The following is a 15008-nucleotide window of genomic DNA, read 5'->3' as shown; positions in this document are numbered from 1 at the left end:
CTATAAAGATGAACATATCCGTAATCGTTCCTTTAAAAAACGAAGAAGAATCCTTACCGGAACTTGCCGCATGGATCGAAAGAGTGATGAATGCCCACCACTTTACCTACGAGGTATGGATGGTAGATGATGGCAGTACCGACGACTCCTGGGCTGTTATACAACAACTGGCTGCGCAGAACCCTCTTATCAAAGGGATCAAGTTCCAGCGCAACTACGGTAAGTCGGCCGCCCTCAACGAAGGCTTCAATGCGGCACAGGGCGATGTGGTAATCACCATGGACGCAGACCTGCAGGATAGCCCCGACGAAATACCGGAGCTCTACCGCATGATCGTGGAGGAAGGCTTCGACCTGGTGAGCGGATGGAAAAAGAAACGTTACGATAATACTTTTACCAAAAACATTCCTTCAAAATTATACAACTATACTACTACCCGCATGAGCGGCGTAAAACTGCACGATATGAACTGCGGTCTAAAAGCCTATCGTAAAAAAGTAGTGAAATCAATAGAAGTATACGGCGAAATGCACCGCTATATTCCTGTTATTGCAAAATGGAACGGCTTCCGTAAAATAGGGGAAAAAGTAGTGGAGCACCGCGCCCGTAAATACGGCGTCACCAAATTCGGACTGGAACGTTTTATCAACGGTTTCCTGGATCTGGCCACCATTATGTTCATCGGTAAATTTGGTAAACGCCCCATGCACCTGTTCGGCGCACTTGGGTCTCTCTCTTTCTTCGTGGGTTTTGTAGTAGCCGCTTACCTGGCGCTGGCGAAAATATTCTTTGACAAGGTAAACATGACAGACAGGCCCCTGTTCTATTTCGGGCTGCTTTGTATGATCATCGGTTCACAGTTATTCCTCACCGGTTTTATCGGCGAGCTGGTAACACGTAATGCCACCGAACGCAACTCCTACCTGGTGGAAGAACGGATGGACCATACCAGCAATGTTACGGAGGAGGAATGGCAGTTATCGCACCAACACAACCGCAGACACTGATCCTCTCCTTCACATTTCGTATCTAATCTATGGCTAACAAAAAGAAAATACTTATTCTGGGAACAGCCTACCCTTTCCGGGGTGGGCTGGCTGCTTATAACGAGCGACTGGCAGAAGAGCTCCAGCAAACAGACGACGTGGAAATATGGACCTTTACCATCCAGTACCCCAAACTCTTTTTTCCGGGGAAAAGCCAGTTCTCTACAGATCCCGCTCCGGCGCATCTGCGCATCAAACGGCTGATCAATTCCGTAAATCCACTGAATTGGTTAATTACAGGACGGAAGATCCGGAAAATGAACCCCGATATCATCATCACTAAATACTGGTTGCCTATTATGGGGCCTGCATTAGGTTCTCTCCTGCGACTGGGCAAGCGTAAACATACCAGGGTAATTGCCGTGCTCGATAACGTGGTACCCCATGAAAAAAGACCCGGGGATGTGGCCTTTACAAAGTATTTCCTGAAACCGGTAGATGCTTTTATTGCCATGAGCCAGTCGGTGCTCAACGACCTGCGGGTATTTGAACCGGTAAAAAAGGCATCGCTCATTCCCCACCCTATTTACGATAACTACGGCGCCCTTATCTCCAAAGAAGAAGCCCGTGCACAGCTGAAACTTATCCCGGGCAAAAAATACATTCTCTTCTTTGGCTTTATCCGCCAGTATAAGGGGCTGGACCTGCTGTTGCAGGCAATGGCAGACGAAAGACTGAAAAAGCTGGATGTTCATGCCATTGTAGCCGGAGAATACTATGAAGATGCCACGCCTTACCTGGACCTGCTGAATAAATTACAACTGGGCGACCGGGTGCTGATGCATACCGATTTCATTCCCAACGAAGCCGTTAAGAATTATTTCTGTGCCGCCGACCTGGTGGTACAACCCTATAAAAGCGCCACCCAAAGCGGCATTTCGCAGATCGCTTACCACTTTGAAAAACCCATGGTGGTAACCAATGTGGGCGGCCTCGTGGAAATGGTGCCCGATGGCATAGTGGGTTTCCAGGCAGAACCGGACCCGGCATCTATTGCCGCCGCCATCGAAAAATACTTCGTGGAGAACCGCGAAGCTGATATGGTGGAAGCCCTCCGGAAAGAAAAACTGCAGTATTCCTGGGCGCGACTGGCAAAAGAAATTCATATTTTAGCAGCAGAAGGTTGAAAGCAGAAAGCAGAAAGCTATTGAAGCGATTGATAATTGTAGATATTGTTTAACACTGTTAGTCGCTTCAATAGCTTTCTGCTTTCAACCTCCTGCTTAAAACAAAGCAGCATGATTTACAGAAGCAAAGCACCTTTACGTATAGGCCTTGCCGGTGGTGGCACAGATGTAAGTCCATATTCGGATTTATATGGTGGCGCCATCCTCAACGCCACTATCTCCCTCTATGCACGCGCATCCATAGAGCCCCTGCAAAATGGGCAGGTGGTGTTCGATTGCGCCGACAGAAGGGAAACAGCCACCTACGATGCCGTATACCCTTTGCCGTTAGACGGTAAACTGGATATCCTGAAAGGCGTGATCAACCGCGTGCAAAAAGATTATGGCTCCTTACCGGCTACCGGTTTTAAACTTACCACCTTTGTAGATGCACCTGCCGGCTCCGGCCTCGGCACCTCTTCCACCCTCGTGGTGGCCGTGCTGGGCGCATTTGCGGAATGGCTGAAGCTGCCACTGGGAGAATACGACCTGGCCCATCTCGCCTATTCTATTGAACGGGAAGACCTGAACCAGGCCGGTGGTAAACAGGACCAATACGCGGCTACCTTCGGAGGCGTTAACTTCATGGAGTTTTATAAAGGCGATAAGGTGATTGTAAACCCGCTGCGCATCAAAGAAGTAAACCTCCACGAACTGGAAAATAACCTGGTATTGTTTTATACTTCTACCAGCCGTTTATCTTCCACCATCATCTCAGAACAACAAAAAAATGTTACGGATAAAAAAGATGATTCCATAGAAGCCATGCACCAGCTGAAAGAGCAGGCAATAATGATGAAAGAAGCACTGCTGCGGGGGACTATCGATAAGATCGGTGAGATCCTGAACTATGGCTTTGAAAATAAAAAGAAGATGGCCCATGGCATTACCAATCCCCAGCTCGATGAAATTTACGAAGCAGCCCGCAAAGCCGGCGCCAGCGGTGGTAAAATTTCAGGTGCAGGCGGAGGCGGGTTCATGATCTTCTATTGCCCGAAAAATACCCGCTTTGCCGTGGTAGATGCACTTAGCGGTTTTGGCGGAGATGTAAAACGATATACCTTTACCAATCACGGCATTCAAACGTGGAGCATTTAAGGTTTAACAAATCAAAAATTTCTGCTGATGAAACAATTCATTGCCAATAAGATCCGGGAAAGCATCACTGTGAAGGAAGCCATTTGCCAGGATGAGCCGTTGCTAAATACCATCAAACTGGTAGCGGAAGCGATTACGCACAGCCTTCAAACCGATCATAAAATCCTTTTTTGCGGTAACGGCGGCAGCGCAGCAGATGCGCAACACCTGGCCGCAGAATTTTCCGGCCGGTTTTATAAAGACCGTATGCCGCTGTATGCGGAAGCCCTGCATTGCAATACTTCTTATATGACGGCCGTGGGCAACGACTATGGGTACGACCAGGTATACGCCCGCATCCTGAAAGGTATTGGCCGTGAAGGCGATGTGCTGGTAGGCATTTCTACCTCCGGTAATTCGGCCAATATACTGGAAGCCATGAAAGTGGCAAAGGAACAGGGAATGATAGTGGTAAGCATGACCGGCAGTACCGGTGGAAAAATGAAAGAGGGAAGCGACTACCTGATCAATATCCCTTCTGCTGATACACCGCGTATACAGGAGGCGCATATCACCGTAGGACATATTATTTGCGAAATAGTGGAAAACAACCTGTTTGGCGCATGACGGGAGAATGTATCGTACTCGCCGGGGGCCTCGGAACCCGGCTCAGAAGCGTAGTGGCCGACAAGCCCAAATGCATGGCTCCGCTGGGGCCGCATCCCTTTTTATATTACCTGTTGCAATACCTGCACAAACAAGGCATTCAACATGCAGTGCTATCGCTCGGTTATCTGTCTGAACAGGTGATCAGCTGGTGCAACAACACATCGCTCCCTTTACGTGTATCCTTTACCGTGGAACAGGAACCACTGGGCACCGGCGGGGGTATCATCAACGCCTTACAGGCAGTGAAAGGCAACGAAATTTTCATCGTTAACGGCGATACCTATTTTGATGTAAACCTGGCGGCTTTCAATAATTTCCACCAATCGCATCAAAGCCCCCTGTCGCTGGCTCTGAAACCCATGCAACAGTTCGACCGCTACGGCAGCATACAACTGGATGAGCACCAGCAGATCACCCATTTTCATGAAAAGAAATTCATGGAAGAAGGACTGATCAATGGAGGTATTTACCGGACCTCCGCAGGATTCCTCCAAAGCCTGCCACTCCCGGAGAAATTTTCCTTTGAAAAAGAAGTACTGGAGCCTGGCGCACAGGCAGGGAAATTATACGGCTATATCAGCAACACATATTTCATTGATATCGGGATCCCGGAAGATTACGAAGCAGCAAAAAAAGTATTGGTATCATGACCCTATTCCTCGACAGAGACGGTGTAATCAACGATGAGATCCGCGACGGGTACGTACTCCGACCGGATATGTTCCACTTCAGCGAAGGCGTGTTATCAGCTATGCCCATACTCGCAAAACGCTTCGAGCGCATTATTGTGATCACCAACCAGCGTTGTATCGGCCGGGGACTGCTCACTACCGAAGGATTACAGGAAATTCATGCTCAAATGCGGCAGCAAATTGAAAGGAACGGCGGCAAAATTGACGCTATTTATTTTTGTCCCGATGTAGACAGCAGCAGCCCATGCCGCAAACCGGCCACTGGCATGGGGTTACAGGCTAAGCAGGATTTCCCCGCTATTGATTTCACTACTTCCGTGATGGTAGGCAATACCTTAAGCGATATGCAGTTCGGGAAAAGCCTGGGCATGCAAACCGTATTCATCCCCTCTACCCGGCCTGAAACGCCGTTCCCCCACCCACTGATCGATCAGCGATATCAAAACCTGCTGCAGTTTGCACAGGCTGTACAATAATTATAAGCTGCAACCGTATAATAGATATGGCAAAAAAACCATTACTGTCACTGCTCCTGGTCATTACCTCCCTGCTGGCGCTCGCCCAGCAGCCGGACGCGGCTGGAATGAAACAGCTGCTCCTTAACCAGGACACGCTACAGGCACTCAGCGAAGATATCTTCAACGGGAAAGGCGACGATGGCCGGCAACGCGCTACTGAAGCATTTATCCCCCTGCTGGTAAGAACCCTGAAAACAAAATACTCTTTCCGCTTCAGGTTCGATTCCCTGAAAACAATATCTATCCAGTATCCCCAGGATAGCGCCTTCCGGATCTTTACCTGGGCCCTGGAACGTGAAAATGGCTTCTACCGGCATTATGGTGCTATACAGATGAATACCGCCGACGGACAGCTCAAGCTCTTCCCCCTGTTCGACGCCTCCGATTATATGACCAATACCGATACCATCAGCGATAATAAATCCTGGTTCGGTTGCCTGTATTATAACATCGTTCACCGGCATTACTTCAATAAGGAATATTATACCCTCTTTGGCTGGGATGCCAACAATCCCCGCAGCCAGAAGAAAATAGTGGAAATGCTGACTTTTAAAAACGGTGTTCCTGTACTGGGCGGGCCATTTTTCAGTTTTGCAGAAGACAGCACTCCCAAACCTACCCGCAACCGCTTTATCATTGAATACAAAAAAGAAAGCACTGCCACGCTCAATTACAATAAGGAATTAGATATGATCGTGTTCGACCACCTCATCTCTGAAACCAATGAGCCCATGAAAAAATTCACCTACGTAACCGATATGGACTACGAAGGCTTTAAATGGCAGGCGGGTAAGTGGATGCACGTCAATAAAATTTTCCATGATGCCATCCCTCTTGGGAAAGGCGCTCCCACACCGCAACCGCTGGACCAGAAGAAGAAAAGCATGACCCAGCCCAAATCAGCAGAAGATTTTCAACAGGAAGCACCAAAGAAACCGGCAAAGAAAAAACAATAAACCCATCACATGGCAGCAACGGATAACGAATCAACATTTATCAGGGCTATAAGACTATTCAATACCAATGAAACAGACTGCTCTTTTGAAACCGGTAAGATCCAGACCCGGAACAAAATTGAAGCAAACTACTTCTTTTGCCAGACGGGCACGGGTGATCTCGAAAATATTCCCCACCCGGCTCCACGGCGGCAGTTTGTGGTAACGCTGAAAGGCCGGCTGAAATTCACCGTCACCAATGGCGATACCTTTATCCTGGAACCCGGCATTATCCTCTTGGCAGAGGACACCAGCGGCCCCGGTCATACCTGGGAAGTAACGGATGGCAACGAATGGGAACGGATCTATATTCCCCTGGAACCGGGGAATGATCCTCATTTCATACGGGATAGTATTTAGTCGGCGGGAAATTGTCTTGGAACACTGATTATGATGATCACGCTGATTACACTGATTTTATTTTTTAGAATTTGAGATAATTGAGGGAGATAAAAGCGAATAGGATTGCGTAGATCTCCCCTAATCTCTAAAAAATCCAAAACACAAAATCAGTGTAATCAGCAAAAATATCATAATCCTGAGTCAGACAACATTCCCGGCGATCTTCACTGCTATCTCCCAAATCCCCCAAAAAATCCCAAAGACAAAATCAGCGTAATCAGCTAAATCATCATAATCCTGAGTCAGACAACCTTCGCAAAATTTCCCTTCCCGGCAAAAAAAAAATTCTTTAAAAGAACAATCATTCTCCTATATTTGCACTATAAAAGAGCGAACATTCATTTACTCACTACACTATAATGCAACTCAATCACTTAAACCTCAGCGTAAAAGATGTGCCGGCAACCCGTGCATTATTCGAAACCTATTTCGGCTTTACCTGCAACGACCCAAAGCTGAACGATACCCTATCCGTTTTAAACGGTTCCGATGGATTTATCCTGGTGCTGATGAACCAGCGTATGAATGAGAGTGAAAATCATACTTACCCGGATGTTTTTCATATAGGATTTTACCTGGAAGATGAAACAGCCGTAAAAACAATGTGGGACCGATTGAAAAACGGGGGTATCGAACCGGAACAGGCGCCGCAGATCATGCGCAAAACCTTCGGCTTTTATTTCACTTTTGACACCTTTATGGTGGAGGTAACCACCCCCATCAAAGCTTAAAACAACAAACTTATGCAATCCGGAATAATGGAAAAGCTTCCTATCGGCTGGTACCTGAAGGAGGCCGACTGCCTGATCACCCATTTCACCAACATAGCTTTTGAATCCTTTGGCATCAACAGGTTTCACTGGCAGGTATTGAAAAATATAGATGCACACGGGAAGATCAGCAAAGAACTCTACTACCACCAGGTAAGCCGGTTCCTCACCATAGCGGAACTGGACGAAGTACTGGAAGCACTGCTCACCCGTAACTGGATCTGCCACACAAACGATCTTTATTCGTTTACGGATACCGGCAAACAGGAGTATGCAGCTATTGAAGCCCTCCAGTTGAAAAACCGCGAAAAGATAATGGAAGGCATCTCAGAAGAAGAATATCTTACCGCTATCAACTTCCTGGAAAAGTTGATCAGGAACCTGGGTGGTAAAGTATAATCATCTTACAAAACAAAAAAAGCGGATAGCAAAACGCTATCCGCTTTATATTTTCTGCAAAGCAGTTAGAATAATTCTCCCTGCGCACTTGCGGGCCCTTCTTCATTTGGATCAGGATCCTCATCTTCAGACAATAACTCAGCGCTGATCAGGTCCTCCCCTGCAATCCTTGTTCCCACCGCCTTCCAGCCGGTTACTTCCACAAATTCGGAAAGATCGATTTCCTCTTCTTCCGGACTGCGTTTCTTACCCGTTTTCAGCAGGATAACAGGCTGGGTATGCGTAGTTACCATTTCCAGGTAGTTATTCGCACCCTCCTTGATGAAGTTAAATTTATTATTCAACGTCTGCGTTTCAATGCGGAAACGTTTTACATTGAATTGCTTTTTATCGGCATCAAAGTAAATGGCCGTGACGGTCTTTTCCGGGTTGAACTTCTCAATATATACTACGTCGTTCGACTCATAGCGGTTCGTAAGATCATAGTTCGTTAGTTCATAGGTACCGTTTTTAAAGGCAACAAAGATCTTGTCGTCTCCTTCAAAGGCTCCGATATATACCCCACGCTCTTCCGTATTCAAACGGCCGGTTTCTGTATCATACCAGATCTTCTGCCCTGCCAGGGTGGATACGCCTTTCTCTTTAAACTTCACGCTGCGGATTGGGTATTTCGTTACCACGTTACCCATGGAATTACGTCCTTTGATAGCAATGGTTTCAAAGGCCATATCAAACTCCTTGTTACGCGCACTGCAGTTCGGGCTCAGCTTGATGGTTACCACTTCAGCTTCCCCGTTAGGGTTAGCGGAAAAGTAATGCACCTTGGAATTCTTCTCTCCCTTATGCGCCAGGTCGTATTCCTTATCGCGGGTAACACCCGTTACATTGAAACGCTTGGCATAGCTTACTCCCGTTTTACCTTCTACATAGATCATGTTGTAAGTAGTACGCTCATCATTCTTGCGGAAAATGTCCACATGAATAATGTCCTTGCCCACAAAGGTTTTGTCGGCCACCTTGGTCACCAGCATTTTACCATCACGGCGGAAAACGATGATATTATCGAGGTCCGAACAATCTGCCACAAATTCATCTTTCTTCAGGGAAGTACCTATGAAACCATCTGCACGGTTCACATATATTTTTGTATTGGCAATTGCCACCTGCGCTACCTGGATATTATCAAATGTTTTGATCTCGGTTTTACGCTCGCGGCCCTTACCATACTTCTTCAGCAGCCCGTCGTAATATGCAACGGTATAATCGGTAAGGTTGGCCAGGTTGTTCTTCACTTCCTTGATCTCGGCATCAATACCTTTGATCTGTTCATTCAGTTCATTGATATCCAGCCGGTAAATACGGCGTACTGGCTTCTCCGTTAGTTTCACAATATCCTCGCGGCTGATCTCGCGTTTCAGTTGTTTCTTATACGGCGTAAATCCTTTATCAATGGCGTCCAGTACGGTTTCCCAGTCCTTATGCTTTTGCTCCAGTTCCTTGTAGATCCCTTTTTCAAAGAAGATCTTTTCCAGGGAGGTATAGTGCCATTTTTCCTGCAGTTCCGCCAGCCTGATCTCCAGTTCCTGTTTCAGCAGGTCTTTGGTATAATCGGTAGAAGCTTTCAGCAGATCTGATGCAGTGAGGAAATGCGGTTTATCATTTACGATCACACAGGCATTGGGCGAAATGGATATTTCACAGTCGGTGAATGCGTATAACGCATCTATCGTAATATCCGGGGAAATACCCGGCGCCAGCTGCACTTCAATTTCCACTTCCGCAGCGGTATTGTCCACTACTTTCCGGATCTTGATCTTACCGTTGTCATTGGCTTTTACGATAGACTCCATCAGCTGCGTGGTGGTGATACCATAAGGTACATCCTTTATCAGCAGCGTCTTTTTGTCTTTCTCTTCAATATGTGCGCGTACCCTTACCTTACCTCCACGCTTACCATCGTTATAGTTGGCAATATCGATCATGCCACCGGTGGTGAAATCGGGAAAAAGCTCAAACTTCTTGCCACGCAGGTATTTTATAGATGCGTCTATCAGCTCTATAAAATTGTGTGGTAATATTTTGGTAGATAAACCAACGGCAATACCTTCTGCTCCCTGTGCAAGCAGCAGCGGGAATTTCATCGGCAGGGCCAGCGGCTCATTTTTACGGCCATCGTAACTAAGCTGCCATGCAGTGGTTTTTGGGTTAAAGGCTACATCCAGTGCAAACTTCGACAGGCGGGCCTCAATATACCTGGCTGCTGCGGCATCATCGCCTGTTCTTACATCTCCCCAGTTACCCTGGGTATCAATAAGGAGGTCTTTTTGTCCGAGGTTAACAATAGCATCACTGATAGAAGCATCCCCATGCGGGTGATACTGCATCGTTTGCCCGATCACGTTAGCCACTTTATTATAGCGGCCATCGTCCATTTCTTTCATGGCGTGCAGGATACGACGCTGTACGGGCTTCAACCCATCTTCCACGCTGGGCACCGCCCGCTCCAGGATTACATAAGAGGCGTAATCCAGGAACCAGCTCTCATACATGCCTCCCACGTGGATGACATTGTGCAGAGATTCGTCTGATGTTTTATTTTCCATATCCATGTATAATACACTTACGGTTTTACGTTAATCATTTTTTCAAAATCCTCCCTCCATATACGTACACTGTCTTTCTGTACATCCTCCAGGGAATTCAGTTCTATAAAGCAGCAATCAGTAACGGCTACCAGCTGATGCCAAACATTCACGGGCACTTCTACCCTTGCCGGCGCTGTTACTTCCGTGGTTACTATTTCGTGCCCATCTAATGCACACCAGTGAATGGCAGCCTTGCCGGTAAACAGGTACAGTACCTCCGGGTTTTTATGATCGCTTTTGCCTTCGTGATAATGCTGCCCACTGCTGCTTCCGGCATTCCGGTAGCATACCAGGAAATTACCCGTGCGGTTGCAATCCCAGAAATAACCACTGCCGCGGTCATCAGCGCCCATCAGCTCCAGTGGCGTTACCTTTATCATACGGTTGTTGGATTTTCAATGGTTTCACCCGGTTGCTTCACTTCAAAATCACGAATGGTTTTCAGATCGCCCCGGCTTTCCAGCTTACCTTCACGGATCAGCTCTTTCAATCTCCAGCCCAGGAACTGGTCCATTACAGGATATTTCAGTTTACCGGTTACCTGCTGTACTACCTTCCAGGCTTTTACAAACTCTTTTCCGCTCTGTGCCAGTAATTCCTTGTCATAAAACAAAGTTGGCTCGCCCTTAATCTTCTTACCACCTTCTAGTAAACGGATACCTGCATTCTCATTCATCAGCCGATGCCATTCATCACCATCCAGTTCATATTCCGCCAGTGAAATGGGTCGCGCCAGTTTCTTCGCCTTCAGAAATTCCTTTGGCAATATCTGATGCAGATGAGTAGGATAAAACACAGCGCCCTTCTCATTAAGGAAAGGCAGGTTGTTGAGGTAAATTATATGGATACGCCCTGCAAAGTCGTACAGCTGACTTACCAGCCAGTAATACCCGCATACATCGCGGGCGTTTTGCCCGGCCCATATCCATACTTCCAATTCGGGGTCTTCCTTTAATTGTGCTTTCAGGGATTTGAAAAGATCAGCATCATCAGGATCACCGGCTGCTTCTGCTGCATCGGGAGCTTCCCCTTCTGCAGGTGCTGCCGGTTCAATACCCGCCAGCTGCTGCCAGAACAGGCGACGGCCGGCACGGCCTTCTTTGGTGTCCAGGATAAATAACGGACCAACGGACAAATCATCTTCAAAACAGCGGATCTCTCCGTTCATTTTCTCATCCATGGCTACCGCTTCCGCCAACACCGGCACTGAAGACTGACCAAAAACAATGTGTATTAAGCCCATATGCCTTTCTATACTGTTTCTTCAACTAAATCCTTTTCATACCGCAGGTTGTTGATGATAAACTCCTGGCGGGTCTGGGTATTCTTACCCATATAGTATTCCAGCAATTTCTGGATATGAATATCTTTTGATAAAATGATGGGCTCAATACGGATGTCTTCCCCGATAAAACGGCCAAACTCCTCCGGCGAAATTTCACCCAACCCTTTAAAGCGGGTGATCTCCGGTTTACTGCCCAGCTTCTTTACAGCCTTCTGTTTCTCGTCTTCATTATAGCAGTAAATAGTTTGCTGCTTGTTGCGTACGCGGAACAACGGCGTTTCAAGAATATAAACGTGACCGTTCTTTACCAGGTCAGGAAAGAATTGCAGGAAGAAAGTAAGCAGCAGCAAACGGATGTGCATACCATCCACATCAGCATCGGTAGCCACTACAATGTTATTGTAGCGCAGCCCTTCCAGTCCGTCTTCAATATTCAACGCATGCTGTAACAGGTTGAACTCCTCATTTTCGTATACCACTTTTTTAGTAAGACCAAAACTGTTCAGTGGTTTACCACGCAAGCTGAACACGGCCTGTGTTTCCACATTGCGGGACTTGGTAATGGAACCACTGGCGGAATCACCCTCTGTAATAAAGATAGTGGAATCCAGTCGCCGGGCTTCCTGTTCTGCTTTATCTTTACCGGTAAGCTCATCGTTCAGGTGCAGGCGGCAATCGCGCAGCTTCTTGTTATGAAGATTGGCTTTCTTCGCTCTTTCATTGGCCAGTTTCTTAATGCCGGCCAGTTCTTTACGTTCACGCTCACTCTGCTCAATACGTTTCTTCAGCGCATCGGCAATGGCCGGGTTGCGGTGCAGGTAATCGTCCAGGTGTTTGGAAAGGAATTCCAGTACAAACGCCTTTACAGACGGTCCGCCTTCATACACTACCTGTGAGCCAAGCTTGGTTTTGGTTTGCGATTCAAACACCGGCTCCTGTACCCTGATGGATATGGCCGCACAAATAGAGGCCCTGATATCAGTAGCATCATAATCTTTCTTATAAAAGTCGCGCACCGTTTTCACAAACGCTTCACGGAAAGCCGCCAGGTGCGTACCGCCCTGGGTGGTATGCTGCCCGTTTACAAAGGAATAATACTCCTCCCCATACTGGCTTTCATGGGTAATAGCCACTTCAATATCTTCTCCCTTCAGGTGAATGATGGGATAACGAAGATCCTCTTCGTTCGTTTTACGCTGCAGCAGGTCAAGCAAACCATTCTTTGAAATGTATTTCTTGCCGTTGAAATTAACGGTAAGCCCCGCATTCAGGAAGCAATAGTTCCAGATCTGGTTCTCCAGGAATTCCGGTATAAAACGATAATTTTTAAATACCGTATCATCCGGCGTAAATGTAACCTGTGTACCGTTAGGTTCAGTGGTAGCAGTTTCTTTATATTCCTTTACAAGCACTCCTCTCTCAAATTCGGCGGCCTTCATACGTCCGTCGCGGACAGATGTTACCTTGAAGTAGCTGGACAAAGCATTCACTGCTTTGGTACCCACCCCGTTCAAACCTACCGATTTCTGAAAGGCCTTGCTGTCGTATTTAGCACCGGTATTGATCTTACTCACTACGTCCACCACTTTTCCCAAAGGAATACCACGGCCAAAATCGCGCACTGTAACATGGTGTTCCGTTACCTTGATATCGACCTGCTTACCAAAACCCATGGTATGCTCGTCAATACAGTTATCCGTTACTTCCTTAAGCAGGATGTAAATACCATCATCCATGCTGGAACCATCTCCCAGTTTACCGATATACATACCAGGCCGCAGGCGGATATGCTCCCGCCAGTCCAGCGACCGTATGGAGTCTTCCGTATAGGAAGCAAATAGATCTTTGTTATCCGTTTTGTCCGTATTTGCCATAATATATTATAATTTCCTAAATACTATTGTTTCACAAGGTCATCCAATGTTTTGCAAGGATACTAAATCTTTTAGCAAAATCGGATTGCTGGCAAAAATAAAGGATTCAGGGAATCATCCCAAGTATAAGTTATACACTATGCTTATTTTATTTGTTACCAATGTATTAAGACTGTTAAATTTTATATTTCCGGGAGATAATGAACAGTTTTGGGGATTTTCGGGAAGTATCACATGAAAATGGTATAAAAAAATATAATGTGATTGAATCCTTATATCAAAAATTTCTTTATATTTACATAAGTCAACTATTTTAAGATATCCTAACCTATGTCCTTATGAAAATACTATTTCTACTCCTGCTTACTGCAGTTTTTCTGGCCGCTATTGCAGCTACCTACTTTATTAAAAAAGAACAGGATAACAGCATTGGAAATAAATTCCTTCGCCTCATCCGGAAATTTGATTCGTGGCAGATGATGCGATGATCACATCATCTCTTTTCTGCAAACGGCTTTTATACAATATTCTATCACTGGTCACATCAGCCTGGCAATAGCCATCAGGGAGTGTTATGTTCGGAACTTAACCATATTATCTATTAACCGTATAATCCCTATCCTATGAAAACTGGTCTCGTATTTAAACTTGCCTGTCTGTTGATTGCTGCTGTGGTATTGACTGTGCACCTGTTGTTCAAACCGAAAACAGGACAACGCTAAAAAAAATAATCAGGGACCTTATTGCTTCATAGTTGTATGAAACGGTAAGATCCCTGATTATCAATTACCTGTTGTAGTATTTATTGACGGCATCCGTGCGGCTGCGCACGTGTAATTTTTCATAAATGTTATGCACATGCCGTCTTACTGTTTCAATGCTGATAAATAAGTTGCTGGCAATTTCTTTATACAGATATCCTTTGGACAACTGGTCAAGGATCTCTTTTTCCCGCGTAGTCAGCGCCTCCAATGCAGGATTGGGTTTCGCCTGTTTCTGGAAAAATGCAACCACTCTCCTCGCTATCTGCGAGCTCATCGGGGAACCGCCGTCGTATAAGTCACGGATGGCTTCCAGTAATTCTCCTGGCGATGTTTTCTTAAGAATATAACCACTTGCCCCTGCTTCCAGCGCCATAAAGATTTTGTCATCATCTTCATACACTGTCAGCATCATAAACTGCATGTCGGGATGCTCACGCTTCAACTGTGCAATGCATTCAATACCATTCATTCCACCCGGCAGGTTGAAATCCATCAACACTACATTCGGCATCAGCTGGGGGATCTGTTCCACGGCAGTTTCCGCATTGTTGAATGTCCCTACACAGGCATAACCGTCAGAACCATTAATCAGCAATTCCATAGCCGTGCGGATATCATGATTATCTTCCACTATCGCAATGGTGATAGTATCCATATTATCCTGGGACTTCTTCTTTGAATATACAGTCATTTTAAAGGAAATTAT

The 15008-nt window shown here is 46.3% G+C and carries 16 protein-coding genes; 11 read left to right on the top strand and 5 right to left on the bottom strand.

Features of this window, described 5'->3' with window-relative positions:
• The first annotated feature begins 8 nt into the window (after positions 1 to 8).
• From ABIE50_RS14640 to ABIE50_RS14595, 10 genes are all read left to right on the top strand, one after another.
• Positions 9 to 1007 (top strand): glycosyltransferase family 2 protein, encoded by a 999-nt coding sequence (locus ABIE50_RS14640; RefSeq protein ID WP_209860319.1) that lies wholly within the window; start codon positions 9 to 11, stop codon positions 1005 to 1007.
• Between the two features lie 29 nt (positions 1008 to 1036).
• Positions 1037 to 2173 (top strand): glycosyltransferase, encoded by a 1137-nt coding sequence (locus ABIE50_RS14635; RefSeq protein WP_209860320.1) that lies wholly within the window; start codon positions 1037 to 1039, stop codon positions 2171 to 2173.
• Between the two features lie 111 nt (positions 2174 to 2284).
• Positions 2285 to 3310: a GHMP family kinase ATP-binding protein gene (locus tag ABIE50_RS14630; RefSeq protein ID WP_142685144.1), complete on the top strand. Its 1026-nt coding sequence runs from the start codon at positions 2285 to 2287 to the stop codon at positions 3308 to 3310.
• A 27-nt stretch (positions 3311 to 3337) separates the two neighbouring features.
• Positions 3338 to 3916 carry a D-sedoheptulose-7-phosphate isomerase gene (locus ABIE50_RS14625; protein WP_142685143.1) on the top strand — a complete coding sequence of 193 codons (579 nt, stop codon included), beginning with the start codon at positions 3338 to 3340 and terminating at the stop codon, positions 3914 to 3916.
• Positions 3913 to 4608 carry a nucleotidyltransferase family protein gene (locus ABIE50_RS14620; RefSeq protein ID WP_209860321.1) on the top strand — a complete coding sequence of 232 codons (696 nt, stop codon included), beginning with the start codon at positions 3913 to 3915 and terminating at the stop codon, positions 4606 to 4608. The genes ABIE50_RS14625 and ABIE50_RS14620 overlap by 4 nt, the downstream gene beginning before the upstream one ends.
• Positions 4605 to 5126, top strand: coding sequence for a D-glycero-alpha-D-manno-heptose-1,7-bisphosphate 7-phosphatase (locus ABIE50_RS14615; RefSeq protein WP_209860322.1), 522 nt, complete (start codon positions 4605 to 4607; stop codon positions 5124 to 5126). The genes ABIE50_RS14620 and ABIE50_RS14615 overlap by 4 nt, the downstream gene beginning before the upstream one ends.
• 26 nt (positions 5127 to 5152) lie before the next feature.
• Complete coding sequence (locus ABIE50_RS14610; RefSeq protein ID WP_209860323.1) at positions 5153 to 6124, top strand: hypothetical protein; 972 nt, start codon at positions 5153 to 5155, stop codon at positions 6122 to 6124.
• 9 nt (positions 6125 to 6133) lie between these two features.
• Positions 6134 to 6523, top strand: a complete 390-nt coding sequence (locus ABIE50_RS14605; protein WP_209860324.1) for a cupin domain-containing protein — start codon at positions 6134 to 6136, stop codon at positions 6521 to 6523.
• Positions 6524 to 6924: 401 nt separating this feature from the next.
• Positions 6925 to 7296, top strand: coding sequence for a VOC family protein (locus ABIE50_RS14600; RefSeq protein WP_209860325.1), 372 nt, complete (start codon positions 6925 to 6927; stop codon positions 7294 to 7296).
• A 12-nt stretch (positions 7297 to 7308) separates the two neighbouring features.
• Positions 7309 to 7734, top strand: coding sequence for a MarR family winged helix-turn-helix transcriptional regulator (locus tag ABIE50_RS14595; protein ID WP_209860327.1), 426 nt, complete (start codon positions 7309 to 7311; stop codon positions 7732 to 7734).
• Positions 7735 to 7799: 65 nt separating this feature from the next.
• On the opposite strand, the gene ABIE50_RS14590 is transcribed toward ABIE50_RS14595, so the two are convergent.
• From ABIE50_RS14590 to ABIE50_RS14575, 4 genes are read right to left on the bottom strand one after another with little or no spacing between them, the layout of a single operon-like run.
• Complete coding sequence (locus ABIE50_RS14590; RefSeq protein WP_354028013.1) at positions 7800 to 10337, bottom strand: DNA gyrase/topoisomerase IV subunit A; 2538 nt, start codon at positions 10335 to 10337, stop codon at positions 7800 to 7802.
• Positions 10338 to 10354: 17 nt separating this feature from the next.
• Positions 10355 to 10759, bottom strand: a complete 405-nt coding sequence (locus ABIE50_RS14585; RefSeq protein ID WP_209860331.1) for a hypothetical protein — start codon at positions 10757 to 10759, stop codon at positions 10355 to 10357.
• Positions 10756 to 11622, bottom strand: a complete 867-nt coding sequence (locus ABIE50_RS14580; RefSeq protein WP_209860333.1) for a DUF1835 domain-containing protein — start codon at positions 11620 to 11622, stop codon at positions 10756 to 10758. The genes ABIE50_RS14585 and ABIE50_RS14580 overlap by 4 nt, the downstream gene beginning before the upstream one ends.
• An 8-nt stretch (positions 11623 to 11630) precedes the next feature.
• Positions 11631 to 13538 (bottom strand): DNA topoisomerase IV subunit B, encoded by a 1908-nt coding sequence (locus ABIE50_RS14575; RefSeq protein ID WP_209860335.1) that lies wholly within the window; start codon positions 13536 to 13538, stop codon positions 11631 to 11633.
• A 338-nt stretch (positions 13539 to 13876) separates the two neighbouring features.
• Here ABIE50_RS14575 and ABIE50_RS14570 point away from each other — a divergent pair, with 338 nt between their 5' ends.
• Positions 13877 to 14026, top strand: coding sequence for a hypothetical protein (locus ABIE50_RS14570; RefSeq protein WP_185937183.1), 150 nt, complete (start codon positions 13877 to 13879; stop codon positions 14024 to 14026).
• Between the two features lie 298 nt (positions 14027 to 14324).
• Here ABIE50_RS14570 and ABIE50_RS14565 read toward each other — a convergent pair whose 3' ends face one another.
• Positions 14325 to 14993, bottom strand: coding sequence for a response regulator transcription factor (locus ABIE50_RS14565; protein WP_079468073.1), 669 nt, complete (start codon positions 14991 to 14993; stop codon positions 14325 to 14327).
• Between the last annotated feature and the right edge of the window lie 15 nt (positions 14994 to 15008).

This window comes from Chitinophaga sp. OAE865 (genome assembly GCF_040546735.1).
GTDB classification, from domain to species: Bacteria; Bacteroidota; Bacteroidia; order Chitinophagales; family Chitinophagaceae; genus Chitinophaga; species Chitinophaga polysaccharea_A.
The sequence above is the reverse complement of the archived record's forward strand: the minus strand, read 5'-3'. Positions and strand labels throughout refer to the sequence as shown.